The following is a 16,108-nucleotide window of genomic DNA, read 5'->3' as shown; positions in this document are numbered from 1 at the left end:
GCGCTCCTGCATACGGTTGGGTGCAGACCATTCGCAAAAACCATGCCTTCGCCATGCGCTTTAGACCGAGAACGCCTTGTCAGCGGCGCGCACCACCGCCTGCCGTAGCCACACGTGCGCGCTGCGCTGCCGGGAGCGGCGGTGCCAGACCGCGTCCACATGCACCGGCGAGACGTCAAAAGGCAGCGGGCGCAGCACCAGCTGCTCGGCAATGCCGGTCACCCGCACAAAGTGGCGCGGCAACACCGTCAGCAGGTTGGAGTTGGCCACCACCCGGCCGGCGGTGAAAAATTGGTTGACGGTGAGCACGACCTGCCGCTTGCGTCCCAGCGATGCCAGGGCTTCGTCGATAAACCCGTAGGGCCGGCCCGAAAAGCTCACCAGCATGTGGCGCGCGGCGCAAAAGCGGTTGAGCGTGAAGGGGCCGGTGGCCAGCGAGTGGTCCTTGCGCATCACGCAGACGTACTCGCCGTCGTAGAGCCGCTGGTGCGAAAACGGCAGCGGCTCCCCGCTTTGCTCACTGGCCGTCAGGTCGGCCAGCAGTGAGGGGAAATAGCCTATGGCCAGGTCGCAGGTTTCTTCGTCCAGCAGGCGCCGCGGGTCGCGGGTGGTGAGCGGCACCACCCGTATCGACACGCCCGGGGCTTCGCGCTCCAGCGTTTCGACCAGGCCGGGCATCAGCTCGGCCGCGGTGGCGTCGGCCATGGCCAGCACAAAGGTGGTGCTGGCTTCGGCGGGCACAAATTCGTTGGGGACCAGCGACTCCTGCAATTGCTGCAGCGCCTCGCGCACGGCCGGCCAGATGGCCAGGGCGCGTGGTGTGGGCGCCATGCCCTGGCCGCTGCGCTGCACCAGTTCGTCGCCCAGGGTCTCGCGCAGCCGGCGCAGCGCATTGCTGACGGCGGGCTGGGTCAGCGACAGGTTGCGCGCGGCCCGCGTCAGGCTGCGCTCGGCCATGACCTCGTCGAACACACGGAGCAGGTTCAGGTCCAGCGTCCGGAAATTGAGGGGATTGAAGGTGTCGGAAGCCATGGTTTGGAGGGCAAGCGCCTAAGTTATCACCAATATGAATGAATCTCATCATAAAGATAAAGTTGAATAGCATCAGTGATAACCCTAATATCCCTGTACCCGCCGAGATATCTTGTCCTGGCGGGGATCAGCAATAAACGGGAGTTCATCATGACCAGCTTCGTCAATATCAAACATTCCACACAGCACCCCGGCGTTGTCCGTGCTGAGTCGGCCTTTGGTGCCGTGCGCCAGCTGGGTCAGGCCTTCACCGGCACCCGCGGCCTCGCCACGCTGCTGTTGTCCGCCGTCGCGGCCGCCATCATGGTGGTGGCATACCAGGTGATGGACAGCGTCACTGAAGGCCATCTGCTGGTGATGTGGATCGCCTTGTGGGCTGTCGCTTTTGCCGTTCTGGCGCTGTTCGCCGGTACCGCGCGCAACCTTGCGGCCCGTGTCAAAGCCGGCCTGGACGACTGGTCGCGCAGCCTGGCCGAAGCCCGCGCCGACCAACGCCTCTGGCAAGCCGCCAAGAACGACCCTCGCGTGATGGCCGACCTGCAAATGGCCCTGCAACGCGCTGCCGATGCTGAAGTGGAAGCGCCCGCCACTCCGGCCGTCAAGGCAGAGCGCACCGAAGCCGTCAGCGGCGCCTCGGTGTTGCGCGCCTACCACCGCAGCTACATCTAAGCATCCTGGCGGATGCCCGGCCGGCCGCCGCGGCGGCCCACAAAAAAAGCCACCTTGTCAGGTGGCTTTTTTTTGCCCCGGCCGACAGGCCTTGGGGCGTGAGGCGCGGCGCAGGTCGTGCGCCGTGCCCGCTTGGCTCTACCGGTCAGGCAGCCAGGCGGCGCTCGATCGCGGCTTTGGTCTCCCCCAGCTCTTTCGGCAGGTGATGTTCGAGTTGCTTGAACAGTTCGGCGTGCAGCTCCAGCTCCTTGAGCCAGGCGGCCTTGTCGATGCTGGTCACGGTCTTGAACTGCTCGGCGCTGAAGTTCAGGCCGGTCCAGTTCAGGTCTTCATAGGCGGGGCTGATGCCGGTGATGTGCTCGGAACCCTTGCCCGTGCCTTCGATGCGGTCGATCATCCACTTGAGCACGCGCATGTTCTCGCCGTAGCCGGGCCAGACGAACTTGCCGTCTTCGCCCTTGCGGAACCAGTTGGTGGTGTAGATCTTGGGGATCTTGGCGCCGGTGGCTTCCAGCTTTTTGCCGACGTTGAGCCAGTGCTGGAAGTAGTCGCTCATGTTGTAGCCCATGAAGGGCAGCATGGCGAAGGGGTCGCGGCGCACCACGCCGGCCTGGCCGGTGGCGGCTGCCGTGGTTTCCGAGCCCATGGTCGCGGCCATGTACACGCCTTCGACCCAGTTGCGCGCTTCGGTGACCAGCGGCACGGTGGTGGAGCGGCGGCCGCCGAAGATGAAGGCGTCGATCGCCACGCCTTTCGGGTCGTCCCAGGCGCTGTCCAGGGCCGGGTTGTTGGTGGCTGCCACGGTGAAGCGGGCGTTGGGGTGGGCGGCTTTGGCGCCGGTTTCCTTGGCGATCTGGGGCGTCCAGTCCTTGCCCTGCCAGTCGATCAGGTGCGCGGGCTGGCCGCCGGTGTCTTTTTCCATGCCTTCCCACCACACGTCGCCGTCGTCGGTGAGGGCCACGTTCGTGAAGATCACGTTCTTGTCCAGGCTCGCCATGCAGTTCGGGTTGGTGTGGAAGTTGGTGCCCGGGGCCACGCCGAAGTAACCGGCTTCGGGATTGATGGCGTAAAGCTTGCCATCCGCGCTGGGCTTGATCCAGGCGATGTCGTCGCCGATGGTGGTGACTTTCCAGCCGTCAAAACCAGCCGGTGGCACCAGCATGGAGAAGTTGGTCTTGCCGCAGGCGCTGGGGAAAGCCGCCGCCACGTGGTATTTCTTGCCTTCCGGGTTGGTCACGCCGAGGATCAGCATGTGCTCGGCCAGCCAGCCTTCGTCGCGGCCCATGTTGGAAGCAATGCGCAGCGCAAAGCACTTCTTGCCCAGCAGCGCGTTGCCGCCGTAGCCGGAGCCGTAAGACCAGATTTCTCGCGTCTCGGGGTAGTGCACGATGTACTTGGTCTTGTTGCAGGGCCATTTCACGTCCTTCTGGCCCTCGGCCAGCGGCGCGCCCACGGTGTGCACGCAGGGCACAAAGTCGCCGTCCACGCCCAGCACGCCGAACACCGCCTGGCCCATGCGCGTCATGATCTTCATGTTGACGGCCACATAGGGGCTGTCGGAGAGTTCGATGCCGATGTGCGCGATCGGCGAGCCCAAGGGCCCCATGCTGAAAGGCACCACATACATGGTGCGGCCCTTCATGCAGCCGTCAAACAGGGGCTGCAGTGTCTGGCGCATCTCGGCGGGCGCCATCCAGTTGTTGGTGGGGCCGGCGTCTTCCTTCTTCGCCGAGCAGATATAGGTGCGGTCTTCCACGCGGGCGACGTCGGTGGGGTCGCTCTGGGCCAGGAAGCTGTTGGGGCGTTTGGCTTCGTTGAGCTTCTTGAAGGTGCCGGCGTCGACCAGCTGCTGGCACAGGCGCTGGTATTCGGCGTCGCTGCCGTCGCACCAGTACACGTTGTCGGGTTTGCACAGGGCCACCATGTCGGCGACCCAGGCGATCAGTTTCGCGTTCTTGACGTAGCTGGGTGTGTTGAGCTTGAGGCCCTGCATCACGGGTTGGTTCATCGAAAAAACTCCAAAGTTAAAAAGCGTTATTTCGAGAAGCGTTGCGCGGCAACCCGGGTGGTTGGGACGTCGAAACGGTTGTCGAAATAAGGCTTGGAACTTTCCGGAGCCAGGTCAAAAGCAGGACTGATGAACTGCTTTTTTAACCTTCCAGGGGGCCGGCCGGTCGACTCATTTTAAGAAGATAGCTGCCGGTTACCTTGTGGTTACCACCAAAAGTTATGCAGAACTTGCATGGGGTTATGCATATGGAATGCGGGGGTTCAAGCAGCCCTGACATGGGTGCGTGGAATGCGGGGAAAGGAAGAGTGGCGCTGAGGTTTCCCCGTGGATCTGCGGTGAAACGGGCCGAAGGGGTGCTGGGGCCGGAAACAAAAAAGTCCGCAGGCTGCGGACTTTTTGGGAGAGCGGGGGCGCTCAGGCCATGTAGATGGCGATGAAGGCCAGCAGGAACATCAGCACGCCGCCGACCACGGGCAGAACAATGGGGATCACGGGGACGATCGCGTCAACGGCTTCCTGCTCCTGTGCGTGCGTGACGGTGTCGTGGGCGGCATTGGTGGTGTGGCTGGCTGGACTGGACATGGGGGTTCCTGAATTGCTTTGAATTGCTCGAAAGTCTGGCCGGATTTTACCCGTATGCCGCAGCGGCTGGCCAAGAAGCCCCACGGCCCTGTTTGCGTTGCCCAGTTGCGTTACGCTTTACCCATGCTTGTTAGCGGAAGGAACGCATGAAATCCCCCTTACCATTTCGACCCCTGGCGGCCGCTGTGTCCGCTCTTGTCCTGCTTTCGGCCTGCGCTACCGCCGGGCCCAACAGCGCCTCGGCCAGGCCGGTGCTGTATCCCAATGCCACCCTCAACCGCGTGGGCGATGCCCAGGGACAGGCCGAAGTCAATGCCTGCATGTCGCGGGCGTCGGCCGCCGGGCTCAGCCCCACGCAAAGCGGCAATGAGGTGGGCCGCCGCGCCGGTGAGGGCGCGGCTGTCGGCGGCGTGGCTTCGGCCGTAGGGGCCTTGATCACCGGCCGGGGCGGGGAAGGCGTGCTGCGCGCCGGGGCCGCGGGCGCTGCCGTGGGCGGCTCGGCGGGCGCGGTGTCGGGTGCCTTTCACAACGACAAGCCCAACAGCACCTACCGCAGCTTTGTACACCGCTGCCTCAGCGAGCGGGGCTTTGAGGTGATCGGGTGGAACTGACTTGCGGCGGAGCTGCCGCCGCAGCTCAGTGCTGCTCCGACGCCTCGTAACCAGCCGCGTTGAGCGCCGCCAGTACCTGCTGGATGTGGTCGCGCCCGCGCGTCTGGATCACCAGTTCGATCTCCACGTTCTGCGCCGAGAGCATGGTGAAGGCGCGCTGGTGATGCACTTCGTCGATATTGGCACCGGCATCGGCCACGGTGGCCGTGATTTTTGCCAGTGAGCCGGGAACGTCGCGCACGCTGACCTTGATGCGCGCCAGGCGCCCGGCCCGCACCATGCCGCGTTCGATGATGGCGGCCAGCAGCAGCGGGTCAATGTTGCCGCCGCACAGCACCAGCCCCACCTTCTTGCCTGCAAAGCGCGCCGGGTACTTGAGCAGTGCCGCCAGCCCGGCCGCGCCGGCGCCTTCCACCAGCGTCTTCTCAATCTCCAGCAGCATCACCATGGCTTGCTCGATATCGCCCTCGTCGACCAGCACCAGGTCGTCCACCAGCCTGGCGATGATGGCTTGCGGAATGACGCCTGGCGTGCCGACGGCGATGCCTTCGGCGATGGTGCTGGTGCCCTGCGGGTGTTTGGTGCCCTTGATGGCGTTGACCATGCCCGGGAAGCGGGAGGTCTGCACGCCGATGATTTCAATGCCGGGCTTCAGAGCCTTGGCCGCCGTGGCCATGCCCGCGATCAGGCCGCCGCCGCCCACCGCAATGACCAGGGTATCCAGCTCGGGCACGGCATGCAGCATCTCCAGCCCGACGGTGCCCTGGCCCGCGACGATGGCCTCGTCGTCATAGGGGTGCACAAAGACCAGGCCTTCCCGCTCGGCCAGCATCAAGGCGTGGGCCCGCGACTCGTCCAGCGAGTCGCCGTGTAACACCACTTCGGCGCCAAAGCCGCGGGTGCGCTCTATCTTCACACCCGGCGTGAAGCGCGGCATCACGATCACTGCGCGCAGGCCCAGGCGCTGCGCATGGTAGGCCACACCCTGGGCATGGTTACCCGCACTCATGGCGATCACGCCGCGGCGCCGTTCGTCGGCTGACAGTTGCGCGAGCTTGTTACAAGCGCCACGCTCCTTGAAAGAAGCGGTGTACTGGAGGTTTTCGAACTTCAGGAAAATCTGTGCGCCCGTGAGCTGCGAGAGCGTCTTCGATTCAACGCAAGGGGTGTCCAGCAACTGGCCTTGCAGCCGCTGGGCGGCCTGTTCGATGTCGGTAAGGCTGAGCATGATTTCCTCTGTAGTTTTTCGCTGGCTTGTTCTGTTGCGGTGCTGAGATTGTGCCGATACATTTTCCGTGCGTTCCTTGGCGTTTCTGTGGCGCATTTCACACGGGGGTGTTCAAGTAGTGTCTTCCATGATGCTTCAAGCTGCGTTATGGTGGAGCCTCGTTGAACCCTCCGGCGCCCAGGCGCTCTTAGTCAGGGTGGTGCATCAGTCAGTCAATGAGGCAAGGTCCAGAGGCATGTCAACCAATGATGTCGATGTAAGTGCAAGAGGGAGGTTTGTCCATGGGCAGGCGTTCCGTTAGCGAGCAGCAATGGCTGCTGTCCCCCGGCCTGAAAGAAGCGCCGGTGCTGGACCTGATGTGTTCGCATTTCGTGCTGACGCTCGCGGCCCGCCAGGGCGCAAAGTTCAACGTCAGGCGCGACCTCAACAGCCTGCTCTCGCTTTCCGGCCGGCACCTGGTCTGGCCGCTGCCCGCGCTGCAACGCCTGCGTGAGTTCCTGGCCCGCCGCTGCAAAGACAACGAATTCTGGCGCGGCCATGAAAGCCTCACCGATGCCGAGTTCATGGCGCGCCACGGGGCCTGGCGCGGCCCCTATGAAGAAGGCACGCTGTTCTTCTACCTCGACGAACACGCCAAGGACCAGCCCCGGGACTTGCTCTCGGTGCTGGCCGCCACGGGCGAATGGCTTACGCACGCGCTCAAGAAACAATCCACCCTCGTCGAGAAGAACATCGACGCGCTGGCCAACCTGCTCCAGCTCAACCGCGCCGAGCGCGCACTGCTGCTCTACGGCACCCTCGCGCGCTACCAGCGCGACCTGCGCTCCCTGCTGGTCGAATTCAAGGTCAACAACGCCCCCGAGGCCTATGCCRCCATCGCCGACGTGGCCGGCGTCAAGGCGCCTGAAGTCGCCGAGGCGCTGCGCGCCGGCTCGCGCCTTGAGCGCATCGGCATGGTCGAGAACCTGATCTCCGAACACAACATCACCGACCTCGCCGACCTCATGAAGGTCAGCGAGAAACTGCCGCCTGTGCTGATGCGCGAGTACCGCGACCAGAACGAACTCATGGCCGTCTTCACCCGGCCCGCCGCACTCAGCAGCCTGGGCCTGGCCGATTTCGCCTTCGTGCAGGAGGATGCGCAGGTGCTGGTGTCCCTGCTGCGCAATGCCGTGGCGACGAAAGAGCAGGGCGTCAACGTGCTGCTTTATGGCCCCCCCGGGACGGGCAAAACCGAACTGGCCAAGGTGGTTTCGCGTGCGGCGGGGCTGGACCTGTTTGAGGTTGAATATGCCGACCGCGACGGCAACTCGCTGAGCGGGCGAGACCGCTACCGTTCACTGCAGATCGCGCAGGTCTTCCTCAAGGGCAGCACGCATTCGGCTTTGCTGTTCGATGAGGTGGAGGACGTGTTCCCGCCCATCTCGAGCGAAGCCGCGCAGTTGATGGCGCGCTCCGAACAGCTGCCGGTGCCGGCCAGTGGTTCGGTCAGCGGCAAGGCTTGGGTCAACCAGATCCTGGAATCGAATACGGTGCCCACGCTGTGGGTCACCAACCGCATCGAACAAATAGACCCGGCCTTCCGCCGCCGCTTTGCCTATCACCTGGAGCTGCGCTCGCCGCCGCCCGGCTCGCGCGAGGGCGTGGTGCGCAAGACACTGGAAGGCGTGCAGGTCAGCGAGGCTTTTGTGGCCAAGCTCACCGCACGCAAGGGCCTCACGCCCGCGCAGATACGGACGGCCGTTCGTTTCGCCCGCCTGGCCAGTGCACCCGAAGAGACAATGGATGTGCAGGTTGACGCCCAAGGCATGCAAGCCATCCTGGCCGGCGGCAGGCCGCTGCTGATGGAGTCGCTGATCGAGCGGCAGCTCAAGAATGCCGACCTGGCCTTGGGCAACAAGTCAGAGGCGGCGGGCCGGCGCAGCGTCACCACCTACGACCTGACCATGCTCAATGTCGAGTCCCGCTTTGAAGTGCCGCGCATTGTGGAGGCGCTCAAAAGCCGCGGCCACGGCAGCCTGTGTTTTTACGGGCCGCCCGGCACCGGAAAAACCGCGCTGGCCGAGCACATCGCCAAGGCGCTGGATTTGCCCCTCATCATCAAGCAGGCCAGCGACCTCATGAGCAAGTATGTCGGCGAGACCGAGCAGAACATGGCCGCGATGTTCCGTGAAGCCGAGTCCGAGAAAGCCGTGCTGCTGCTCGATGAAGCCGACAGCTTTCTGCAGGACAGGCGCGGCGCCCAGCGCACTTACGAGGTGACCGAGGTCAATGAAATGCTGCAGGGCATGGAACGCCACAACGGCATTTTCATCTGCACCACCAACCTGTTCGACAGCCTGGACCAGGCGGCCCTGCGCCGCTTCACTTTCAAGATCCGGTTCATGCCGCTGACCCGCGAACAGCGCGAATCCATGTTTATGGTTGAGGCACTGGCAGGCGATGCGGCCTTGCTGACCGGCGAATTGCGCGAGCGCCTGGCCAGGCTCACCCAGCTGTGCCCCGGCGATTTCGCGGCGGTCAAACGCCAGGTTGACATTCTGGCGGCCGAGTTTTCGGCGGAAGAATTCCTGGCGCAACTGGAGGCCGAGCACCGCATCAAACCCGAGGTGCGCGAAGGGCGCAACATGGGGTTTCTGCAGTAACCCCGGTTTTGTGCGGCTCTACACGCAGGCCAGGCTGGCCTGGTGCTTTTGCCGGATGGCTTCGCTGACCTCGAGCTGCGCTTGCCGCACGATGCGGCCGTCTTCCATCCACAGCAGCTGGCCTGGCTGCATCTGCTGCCAGTTTTCATTGCGCGTGAGAGGCTGGGTTGCAACCACGCAGAGGCGGTCTTCAGGGTTGTTGGTCTGCGCAAAGTCCATGCTGAGGTCGGCGTCCACCAGGCTGGCATTCGAAAAAGGCCATTCGCGCACCAGGTACCACAGCCGGGTCGAGCAGTGCGCGAAAAGCGACTGGCCGTTGGACAGCAGGTAGTTGAACACGCCGAACTCGGCCGTGCGTTCGCTCATGGCGCACAGCGTGTCGAACACGATGTCGGCTGAGCAGGGCTCGCGCGGGCTGATGCGCTTGAGTTCCTCCATCAGCGCGCAAAAAGCCCTCTCGCTGTCGGTGGTGCCCACCGGCTGGTAGTTGCCGGCGGACTCCGGCTGGTAGTCGATCAGGTCGCCGTTGTGGGCGAACAGCCAGTGCCGGCCCCAGAGCTCGCGGGTGAAGGGGTGGCAGTTTTCCAGCCGCATCGGATCGCCCTGTGTGGCCTTGCGGATGTGCGAAACCACATTGCGCGACTTGATCGCGTAGTGCTTGAGCATCTCGGCCACTGGCGAGGTCGCCGCCGGCTGGGCGTCGACGAACAGGCGGCAGGCCTTGTCTTCGAAAAAGCCGATGCCGAAGCCGTCCGCGTGGTGGTCGGTCAGGCCGCCGCGCGCGGCGAAACCCGTCAGCGAAAACCTAAGGTCCGCCGGCTTGGCCGAATTCATTCCCAATAACTGGCACATGGATGCTAGTTTAATGCCCCAGAATTTTGGACAGGAAATCCTTGGCCCGGTCGGTCTGCGGATGGTTGAAGAACTCGGTAGGTGAGTTTTCCTCGACGATCTGGCCCTGGTCCATGAAGATCACGCGGTCGGCCACGGCCTTGGCAAAGCCCATTTCGTGCGTCACGCACAACATGGTCATGCCCTGGTTGGCCAGCTCCATCATCACGTCCAGCACCTCCTTGATCATTTCCGGGTCCAGCGCCGAGGTCGGCTCGTCGAACAGCATGATCTTGGGCGTCAGGCACAGCGCCCGGGCAATCGCCACGCGCTGCTGCTGGCCGCCCGAGAGCTGCAGCGGGTATTTCTGCGCCTGCTCGGCGATGCGCACGCGTTCGAGCTGGTGCATGGCGCGCTCGATGGCGTCCTTCTTGGACAGGCCGGCGACCCAGGTCGGCGAGAGTGTGAGGTTCTCCAGCACCGTCAGGTGAGGAAACAGGTTGAACTGCTGGAACACCATGCCGACCTGGCGGCGCACCGCGTCAATCGCCTTGATGTCGTCGCCCAGCACCGAGCCCGCGACCGTGAGCTTGCCTTCTTGGTAGTCCTCCAGCGCGTTGATGCAGCGGATCATGGTGGACTTGCCCGAGCCCGAAGGCCCGCAGATCACCAGGCGCTCGCCTGGTTTGACTTGAAGGTCGATGTCGCGCAACACGTGGAAGTTGTTGCCGTACCATTTGTTGACCTTGTCGAAGTGGATGGTGGGTTCTGTCATTTTTATTCCTGTTCAACGGGCTTTGCCCACGGCGAGGCGGCGTTCAATCCACAGGCAGTAGCGCGACATGGCGAAGCAGCAGGTAAAGTAAATCGCGGCAATGAAAATATAGGCCTCAATCTTGAAGGGCCGCCAGTTCGGGTCCGACCCCACCGCCAGCGACAGCGCGCCCGTGAGCTCGTACAGCGACACGATGGTCACCAGCGAGGTGTCCTTGAAGAGCGAGATGAAGTTGTTCATGATGCTGGGCACCACCGTGCCCAGGGCTTGCGGCAGCACGATCTTGACCTGCGTCTGCCAGTAACCCAGTCCCAGGCTGGCCGCCGCCTCAGTCTGGCCCTTGGAAAGCGACTGCAGACCGCCGCGCACGATCTCGGCCATGTAGGCCGCGGCAAACAGCGTGATGCCGACGATCACGCGCACCAGCACGTCCGGCGACTGGCCTATGGGCATGAACAGCGGGAACATGAAGCTGGCCATGAAGAGCACCGAGATCAACGGCACGCCGCGTATCAGCTCCACGTAAATCACGCAGAGCGTGCGTATGGCCGGCATGTTGGCGCGGCGCCCGAGCGCCACCACCACGGCGATGGGGAAGGCGATGGTCATCGAAATCACCGTGAGCATCACCGTCAGCGGCAAACCGCCCCATTGGTCGGTCGTCACCTTGGCCAGGCCCAGAACGCCGCCGCTCATCAGCGTGAAGAAGGCGGCCAGCACCACCGCCCACAGCAGCGCGAGCCAGGGCTTCCAGAACCAGCGTATGCAGCTGGCCACCACCAGGCCCAGCAGCAGCAGGGTCGCAAGCTCCGCGCGCCAGTGCTCGGGCTGCGGGTAGCGGCCCAGCAGGATGATGCGGCCCTTTTCGCGGACCACGCCCCAGCAGGCGCCCACGCCGCGCGCGGCCTGGCAGGCGTCCGGGTCCGCCGCCGTAACGGCATGCAGGATGCCCCACTGCACGATGCCCGAAGCGGCCCACAGCAGCAACGCCAGCACGATCAGGGACACCAGCGAGTTGCCGATGCTGGAGAAGAGGTTGTTGCGCAGCCAGGGGAGGGCGCCCTCCATCTTGATGGGGGCGGGACGGGCTGCGATGGGTACAAAGGTCTTGCTCATCGCTCAACGCTCCTTGATGGCGGCACGGCTGTTGAACCAGTTCATCAGGCCGGACGTCGCCAGCGAGGTGCTCAGGTAAATCAGCATGATGATGGCGATGCACTCCACGGCCCGGCCGGTCTGGTTCAGCGAGGTGTTCGCGATGGAAACCAGGTCGGGGTAACCCACGGCCACGGCCAGCGAGGAGTTCTTGGTGAGGTTGAGGTATTGGTTGGTGAGCGGCGGGATGATGACCCGCAAAGCCTGCGGCAGCACCACCAGCCGCATCGAGTGGCCGCGCGACAGGCCCAGCGAAGCGCTGGCCTCATGCTGGCCCAGCGACACCGAGGCGATGCCGGCACGCACCACTTCGGCCACAAAGGCGGAGGTGTAGAGCACCAGGCCCAGCAGCACCGCGAGGTATTCCGGCGACAGCGCACCGCCGCCTTCGACCTGCGACTCGGTCAAGACCGGCATGTTCCATTCCATGGGTGCACCGCCTGCGAGCCAGCCGGCCAGTGCGCCGCCGACGACGAGCGCCAGCGACACCCATAGCACCGGCCGCGGTTTGCCGGTGAGGTCGAATTGCTTGCGCGCGCGCTGCGCATACAGCACGCTGGCCACCACGCCCGCCGCCGCCCCCGCAAGCGCCAGCGTCTGGCCCAGGCCCCACACCGGCGAAGGATAGGAGATGCCGTTCTTGCTGACGTACACCCATTTGCCGATGTGCAGGGCCTGGTCGATCGCCGGCAGGTATTCGGTGAACAGCAGGTACCACATCAGCAGCTGCAGCAGCACCGGGATGTTGCGGAAGGTCTCGACATAGCCGTAGCACAGCGCCCGCACCAGGGCGTTGCGCGAAAAACGGCCCACGCCCAGCAGGGTGCCCAGGATGGACGTCAGCACGATGCCGATCACCGCCACGCGCAGCGTGTTGACCAGCCCGACCAGGAAGGCTTTCCAGTAGGGGTTGATGGAGTCGTAATTGAGCCAGCCTTCGCCGATGTCGAAGCCGGCAGGCTGCATCAGGAAGTCGAAGCCGCTCTGGATGCCGCGCGTCTTCATATTGGCCATGGTGTTGCTCACCAGCAGCCAGACCAGGAAGACGATCAGGCTGACGGCCAGCACCTGGTAGACGATGGCGCGCGCCTGCTTGCTGCGCCAGGAAAAGCCCTTGCGCCGCAAGGCGGGCGCCGGGCGCGGGGGAATGAGGGAGTGCTCGGACATAAACGGGCCCAAAAAAAGCGGGCCGCTGGACAACGGAAGTTGCGAGCGGCCCGTTTGCGTTCAACGCATCGGAATCAGGGGATCAGAGATGATCAGCGCACCGGCATGGCGTACATCTGGCCGCCCTTGTTCCATTGGTTGTTCTGGCCGCGCGGCAGCGCCAGGGGCGTTTTGGGGCCGACGTTGCGCTCGAAGATCTCGCCGTAGTTGCCGACGGCCTTGACGGCGCGCACCAGCCATTCCTTGTCCAGGCCCAGCAACTTGCCGGTGTCCTCGCCGCTGCCGGTCAGGCGCATGACCACGGGGTCCTTGCTGTCCTTGACCATCGCGTCGACGTTAGCCTGGGTTACGCCGTACTCTTCGGCTTCGATGAGGCCGTAGACCACCCATTTGACGATGGCAAACCACTCGTCGTCACCGCGGCGCACCATGGGGCCCAGCGGCTCCTTGGAGATCAGCTCAGGCAGGATCAGGTGGTCGGCGGGAACCTTGGCTTCCTTGTTGCGCACCGAGGCCAGGCCAGAGGCGTCCGTGGTGTAAGCCTGGCAGCGGCCCGAGAAGTAGGCGGCGTTGACGGCCTCCTGCTTTTCAAACACCACGGGCTTCATGTTCAGGTTGTTGGCCTTGGAGAAGTCGGTCAGGTTTTTTTCGGTCGTGGTGCCGGACTGCACGCAGACGGTGGCGTTCTTCAGCGCCTTGGCGCTCTTGATTTTGCTCTTCACGGGGACCATGAAGCCCTGACCGTCGTAGTAAGTCACGGCGGTCATGTGCAGGCCCAGCGAAGCGTCGCGGGTCAGCGAGAAAGTGGTGTTGCGCGCCAGCACGTCGACTTCGCCGGACTGCAGCGCGGTGAAACGCTGCTGGGCATTCAAGGGAACCCACTTGACCTTGTTCGCGTCGCCCAGCACGCTGGCGGCGACCGCTTTGCAGGTGTCCACGTCAAGGCCGGTCCAGGCGCCGTTGCTGTCGGCGGAGGAGAACCCCGCCAGGCCGACGTTGACGCCGCAAATGACCTGGCCGCGCGCCTTGATGGCGTCGAGGGTCTTGCCGGCGTGGGCGGGTGCCATCGCTGCAAGGGTGAGGCCGGCGGCAGCCAGCGTGGCAAGTCCATGTTTTTTGGCGATGTTGATCACGGGATTCTCCAGTCAGTGAAACTTTTGTTGTCCAGCACGATGCGTGCCAGCGCCGAAATGCTACTCCAAGCATTGCGTGTGCCAAGCGCTTGCCAAGGCCTATTCGCTCGGGATAAACCCTTGCGAAAAATGCGTCATGAGCTTAACCATGGGTTGGTATGCGGGCCGCGCATGGCACATCGGCACCAAGCCGAAAATGCCTGTGCTGCGGCAGGGCGTCATCGATGGGCTTGCCCCAAAAGCGGGCGCGCCGTGCTCCCGGACAGTCGTTGTGCGCCAAACCCAGGCGGCTTGTGAGCCAAGGGATAACCCTGAGGGGTGCAGCCGGCGTGTTTCTTGATTAGCTGGTTGCCGCGCACACCCGCAGCACCTCGGCGCCGTAGGCTTCGCGCTTTTTGACGCCTATGCCGCTGATGCCGTCCAGGTCATCCAGGCTTTGCGGCGCCCGCTCGGCGATGGCGCGCAGCGTGGCGTCATGGAAGATCACGAAGGCCGGCAGGTTGTGCTCTCGCGCCACTTCGGCGCGCCAGGCTTTGAGGCGGGCCAGGCGTTCCAGCGCGCCGGCATTGAGCGCGGCCTCGGCCAGGCCCTTGACCGACGTTTTGGTCACGCGCTTGCCGCGCCCGCCGGCCTTGGCGCCCGCCGCCTGCTCGCGCAGCACCACGCTGACCTCACCCTTGAGCACCTGGCGCGCGTCGGGCAGCAGCTGCAGCGTGCTGAAGGCCTCGGCGTCCACGCGCACCATGTTGCGCGCGATCAGCTGGCGCAGCACGCCGCGCCACTGCGCCTCGGCCAGGTCCGCGCCTATGCCGAAGGTGCTGAGCTTGTCGTGGCCGTATTGGGCCATCTTTTCGGTCATTTTGCCGCGCAGGATGTCCATGATGTGGCCGGCGCCGAAGCTGATGCCGCTGGCTTGCTGCACGCGGTAGATGCAGCTGAGCATCTTGCGCGCGGCCTCGGTGGCATCCCAGACGGCCGGCGGGTTCAGGCAGTTGTCGCAGTTGCCGCAGGGCTGGCTGTCCTCGCCGAAATAACCCAGCAGGCTGACGCGGCGGCAGCGCGTGTCTTCCGCCAGCGTCAGCAGGGCGTCGAGCTTGCCGCGCATCACCTGCTTGAATTCCTCGCTGGCCGCCTCGCTGGTGTCAATCATGCGGCGCTGGTTCACCACGTCCTGCAGGCCGTAGACCATCCAGGCGTCGGCGCTCTGGCCGTCGCGGCCGGCGCGGCCGGTCTCCTGGTAGTAGCCCTCGATGTTCTTGGGCATGTCCAGGTGGGCGACAAAGCGCACGTCGGGCTTGTCGATGCCCATGCCGAAGGCGATGGTCGCTACCATGACGATGCCGTCTTCGCGCAGGAAGCGATCCTGCCGCTGCTGGCGCAGGGCCGAATCCAGGCCCGCGTGGTAGGCCAGCGCCTTCAGGCCCGCGTCCTGCAGCATGTCGGCGATCTCCTCCACGCGCTTGCGCGACTGGCAATAAACGATGCCGGCTTCACCTTCGTGCTCGGTCTCGATGAAGCGCAGCAGCTGGCGCGTCGGGTCGGTTTTTTCGACGATGGTGTAGCGGATGTTGGGCCGGTCGAAGCTGCTGACGAACTGGCGCGCATCCTCCAGCTTGAGGCGCTCGATCATGTCCTGGCGCGTCAGGGCGTCGGCCGTAGCCGTCAGCGCCATGCGCGGCACGTCGGGAAAGGTCTCGTGCAGCAGGCTCAGCGAGCGGTACTCGGGCCGGAAGTCGTGGCCCCATTGGCTCACGCAGTGCGCTTCGTCAATGGCGAACAGGCTCAGCAGCCCGCGCTCGTGCAGCGAGGCCAGCAGGCCCTTCATGCGCGGCGTGTTGATGCGCTCGGGCGCGGCGTAGAGCAGCGTCAGCTCGTTGCGCAGCAACTGCTTTTCAAGCTGGCTGCTTTCGTCAAAGCTTTGCGTGGAGTTCAGGAAAGCCGCCGACACGCCGGCTTCGTGCAACGCGCCGACCTGGTCATGCATCAGCGCGATCAGCGGCGAGATCACTACCGTCACGCCGTGGCCGGCCTGCTGCCGCACGATGGCCGGGATCTGGTAGCACAGCGACTTGCCGCCGCCCGTGGGCATCAGCACCAGCGCGTCGCCGCCGCGCACCACGTGGTCCACGATGGCCTGCTGCGGCCCCCGAAAACTGTCGTAGCCGAAGACCTCGGCCAGCACGTGCAGCGGGGTGGGAGGCGGAGGGGAAGAGACGGGGAGTGAGGACAAGGTCGGAATGGGAGATGAAAACGGGTTGCGCGAAGGCCG

13 protein-coding genes are annotated in these 16,108 nt (G+C 64.5%); 3 read left to right on the top strand and 10 right to left on the bottom strand.

What is annotated here, in order from left to right; translation table 11 throughout:
• Positions 1-60 precede the first annotated feature (60 nt).
• Positions 61-1,032 (bottom strand): LysR family transcriptional regulator, encoded by a 972-nt coding sequence (locus AC1DXS_RS02990; protein ID WP_477736091.1) that lies wholly within the window; start codon positions 1,030-1,032, stop codon positions 61-63.
• Between the two features lie 150 nt (positions 1,033-1,182).
• On the opposite strand from AC1DXS_RS02990, the gene AC1DXS_RS02985 reads away from it, so the two are divergent.
• Positions 1,183-1,701 carry a hypothetical protein gene (locus tag AC1DXS_RS02985; protein WP_477736090.1) on the top strand — a complete coding sequence of 173 codons (519 nt, stop codon included), beginning with the start codon at positions 1,183-1,185 and terminating at the stop codon, positions 1,699-1,701.
• A 145-nt stretch (positions 1,702-1,846) separates the two neighbouring features.
• Here AC1DXS_RS02985 and AC1DXS_RS02980 read toward each other — a convergent pair whose 3' ends face one another.
• Together AC1DXS_RS02980 and AC1DXS_RS02975 are read right to left on the bottom strand one after the other, a co-directional pair.
• Complete coding sequence (locus tag AC1DXS_RS02980; RefSeq protein ID WP_477736089.1) at positions 1,847-3,709, bottom strand: phosphoenolpyruvate carboxykinase (GTP); 1,863 nt, start codon at positions 3,707-3,709, stop codon at positions 1,847-1,849.
• Positions 3,710-4,126: 417 nt separating this feature from the next.
• The gene (locus tag AC1DXS_RS02975; RefSeq protein ID WP_477736088.1) at positions 4,127-4,294 is read right to left on the bottom strand and encodes a hypothetical protein; all 168 of its coding nucleotides are present in this window, start codon (positions 4,292-4,294) and stop codon (positions 4,127-4,129) included.
• Between the two features lie 185 nt (positions 4,295-4,479).
• Between AC1DXS_RS02975 and AC1DXS_RS02970 the strand changes: the two genes are divergently transcribed.
• Entirely contained in the window at positions 4,480-4,905 is a 426-nt protein-coding gene (locus tag AC1DXS_RS02970) for a glycine zipper family protein (RefSeq protein ID WP_477736087.1), read from the top strand.
• Positions 4,906-4,930: 25 nt separating this feature from the next.
• Here the strand turns inward: AC1DXS_RS02970 and AC1DXS_RS02965 are convergent, their stop codons facing one another.
• Complete coding sequence (locus tag AC1DXS_RS02965; RefSeq protein ID WP_477736086.1) at positions 4,931-6,229, bottom strand: threonine ammonia-lyase; 1,299 nt, start codon at positions 6,227-6,229, stop codon at positions 4,931-4,933.
• A gap of 185 nt (positions 6,230-6,414) precedes the next feature.
• Here AC1DXS_RS02965 and AC1DXS_RS02960 point away from each other — a divergent pair, with 185 nt between their 5' ends.
• On the top strand, positions 6,415-8,778 hold the full coding sequence (locus tag AC1DXS_RS02960; RefSeq protein ID WP_477736085.1) for an ATP-binding protein: 2,364 nt from the start codon (positions 6,415-6,417) through the stop codon (positions 8,776-8,778).
• Between the two features lie 18 nt (positions 8,779-8,796).
• Here the strand turns inward: AC1DXS_RS02960 and AC1DXS_RS02955 are convergent, their stop codons facing one another.
• The 6 genes from AC1DXS_RS02955 to recQ form a co-directional block, all read right to left on the bottom strand.
• Entirely contained in the window at positions 8,797-9,630 is an 834-nt protein-coding gene (locus AC1DXS_RS02955) for a class II glutamine amidotransferase (protein WP_007873813.1), read from the bottom strand.
• A 10-nt stretch (positions 9,631-9,640) separates the two neighbouring features.
• Positions 9,641-10,384 carry an amino acid ABC transporter ATP-binding protein gene (locus AC1DXS_RS02950; RefSeq protein ID WP_477736084.1) on the bottom strand — a complete coding sequence of 248 codons (744 nt, stop codon included), beginning with the start codon at positions 10,382-10,384 and terminating at the stop codon, positions 9,641-9,643.
• A gap of 12 nt (positions 10,385-10,396) precedes the next feature.
• Positions 10,397-11,500 (bottom strand): amino acid ABC transporter permease, encoded by a 1,104-nt coding sequence (locus AC1DXS_RS02945; RefSeq protein ID WP_477736083.1) that lies wholly within the window; start codon positions 11,498-11,500, stop codon positions 10,397-10,399.
• Between the two features lie 3 nt (positions 11,501-11,503).
• A complete protein-coding gene (locus AC1DXS_RS02940) occupies positions 11,504-12,706 on the bottom strand; it encodes an amino acid ABC transporter permease (protein ID WP_477736082.1) in 1,203 nt (400 codons plus the stop codon).
• 92 nt (positions 12,707-12,798) lie between these two features.
• Positions 12,799-13,773, bottom strand: coding sequence for an amino acid ABC transporter substrate-binding protein (locus AC1DXS_RS02935; protein WP_477736152.1), 975 nt, complete (start codon positions 13,771-13,773; stop codon positions 12,799-12,801).
• A 406-nt stretch (positions 13,774-14,179) separates the two neighbouring features.
• Complete coding sequence (gene recQ, locus AC1DXS_RS02930; RefSeq protein ID WP_477736081.1) at positions 14,180-16,069, bottom strand: DNA helicase RecQ; 1,890 nt, start codon at positions 16,067-16,069, stop codon at positions 14,180-14,182.
• Positions 16,070-16,108: the final 39 nt, after the last annotated feature.

This window comes from Polaromonas sp. P3_B1 (assembly GCF_056402935.1).
The sequence above is the reverse complement of the archived record's forward strand: the minus strand, read 5'-3'. Positions and strand labels throughout refer to the sequence as shown.

What these genes read in the sequence shown, in the direction of transcription:
- AC1DXS_RS02965 (WP_477736086.1), bottom strand. Translation starts at nt 6,229, where the DNA reads ATGCGCCACAGAAACGCCAAGGAACGCACGGAAAATGTATCGGCACAA.
- AC1DXS_RS02990 (WP_477736091.1), bottom strand. Translation starts at nt 1,032, where the DNA reads ATGGCTTCCGACACCTTCAATCCCCTCAATTTCCGGACGCTGGACCTG.
- AC1DXS_RS02940 (WP_477736082.1), bottom strand. Translation starts at nt 12,706, where the DNA reads ATGTCCGAGCACTCCCTCATTCCCCCGCGCCCGGCGCCCGCCTTGCGG.
- AC1DXS_RS02980 (WP_477736089.1), bottom strand. Translation starts at nt 3,709, where the DNA reads ATGAACCAACCCGTGATGCAGGGCCTCAAGCTCAACACACCCAGCTAC.
- AC1DXS_RS02950 (WP_477736084.1), bottom strand. Translation starts at nt 10,384, where the DNA reads ATGACAGAACCCACCATCCACTTCGACAAGGTCAACAAATGGTACGGC.
- AC1DXS_RS02935 (WP_477736152.1), bottom strand. Translation starts at nt 13,773, where the DNA reads ATGGCACCCGCCCACGCCGGCAAGACCCTCGACGCCATCAAGGCGCGC.
- AC1DXS_RS02955 (WP_007873813.1), bottom strand. Translation starts at nt 9,630, where the DNA reads ATGTGCCAGTTATTGGGAATGAATTCGGCCAAGCCGGCGGACCTTAGG.
- AC1DXS_RS02975 (WP_477736088.1), bottom strand. Translation starts at nt 4,294, where the DNA reads ATGTCCAGTCCAGCCAGCCACACCACCAATGCCGCCCACGACACCGTC.
- AC1DXS_RS02945 (WP_477736083.1), bottom strand. Translation starts at nt 11,500, where the DNA reads ATGAGCAAGACCTTTGTACCCATCGCAGCCCGTCCCGCCCCCATCAAG.
- AC1DXS_RS02985 (WP_477736090.1), top strand. Translation starts at nt 1,183, where the DNA reads ATGACCAGCTTCGTCAATATCAAACATTCCACACAGCACCCCGGCGTT.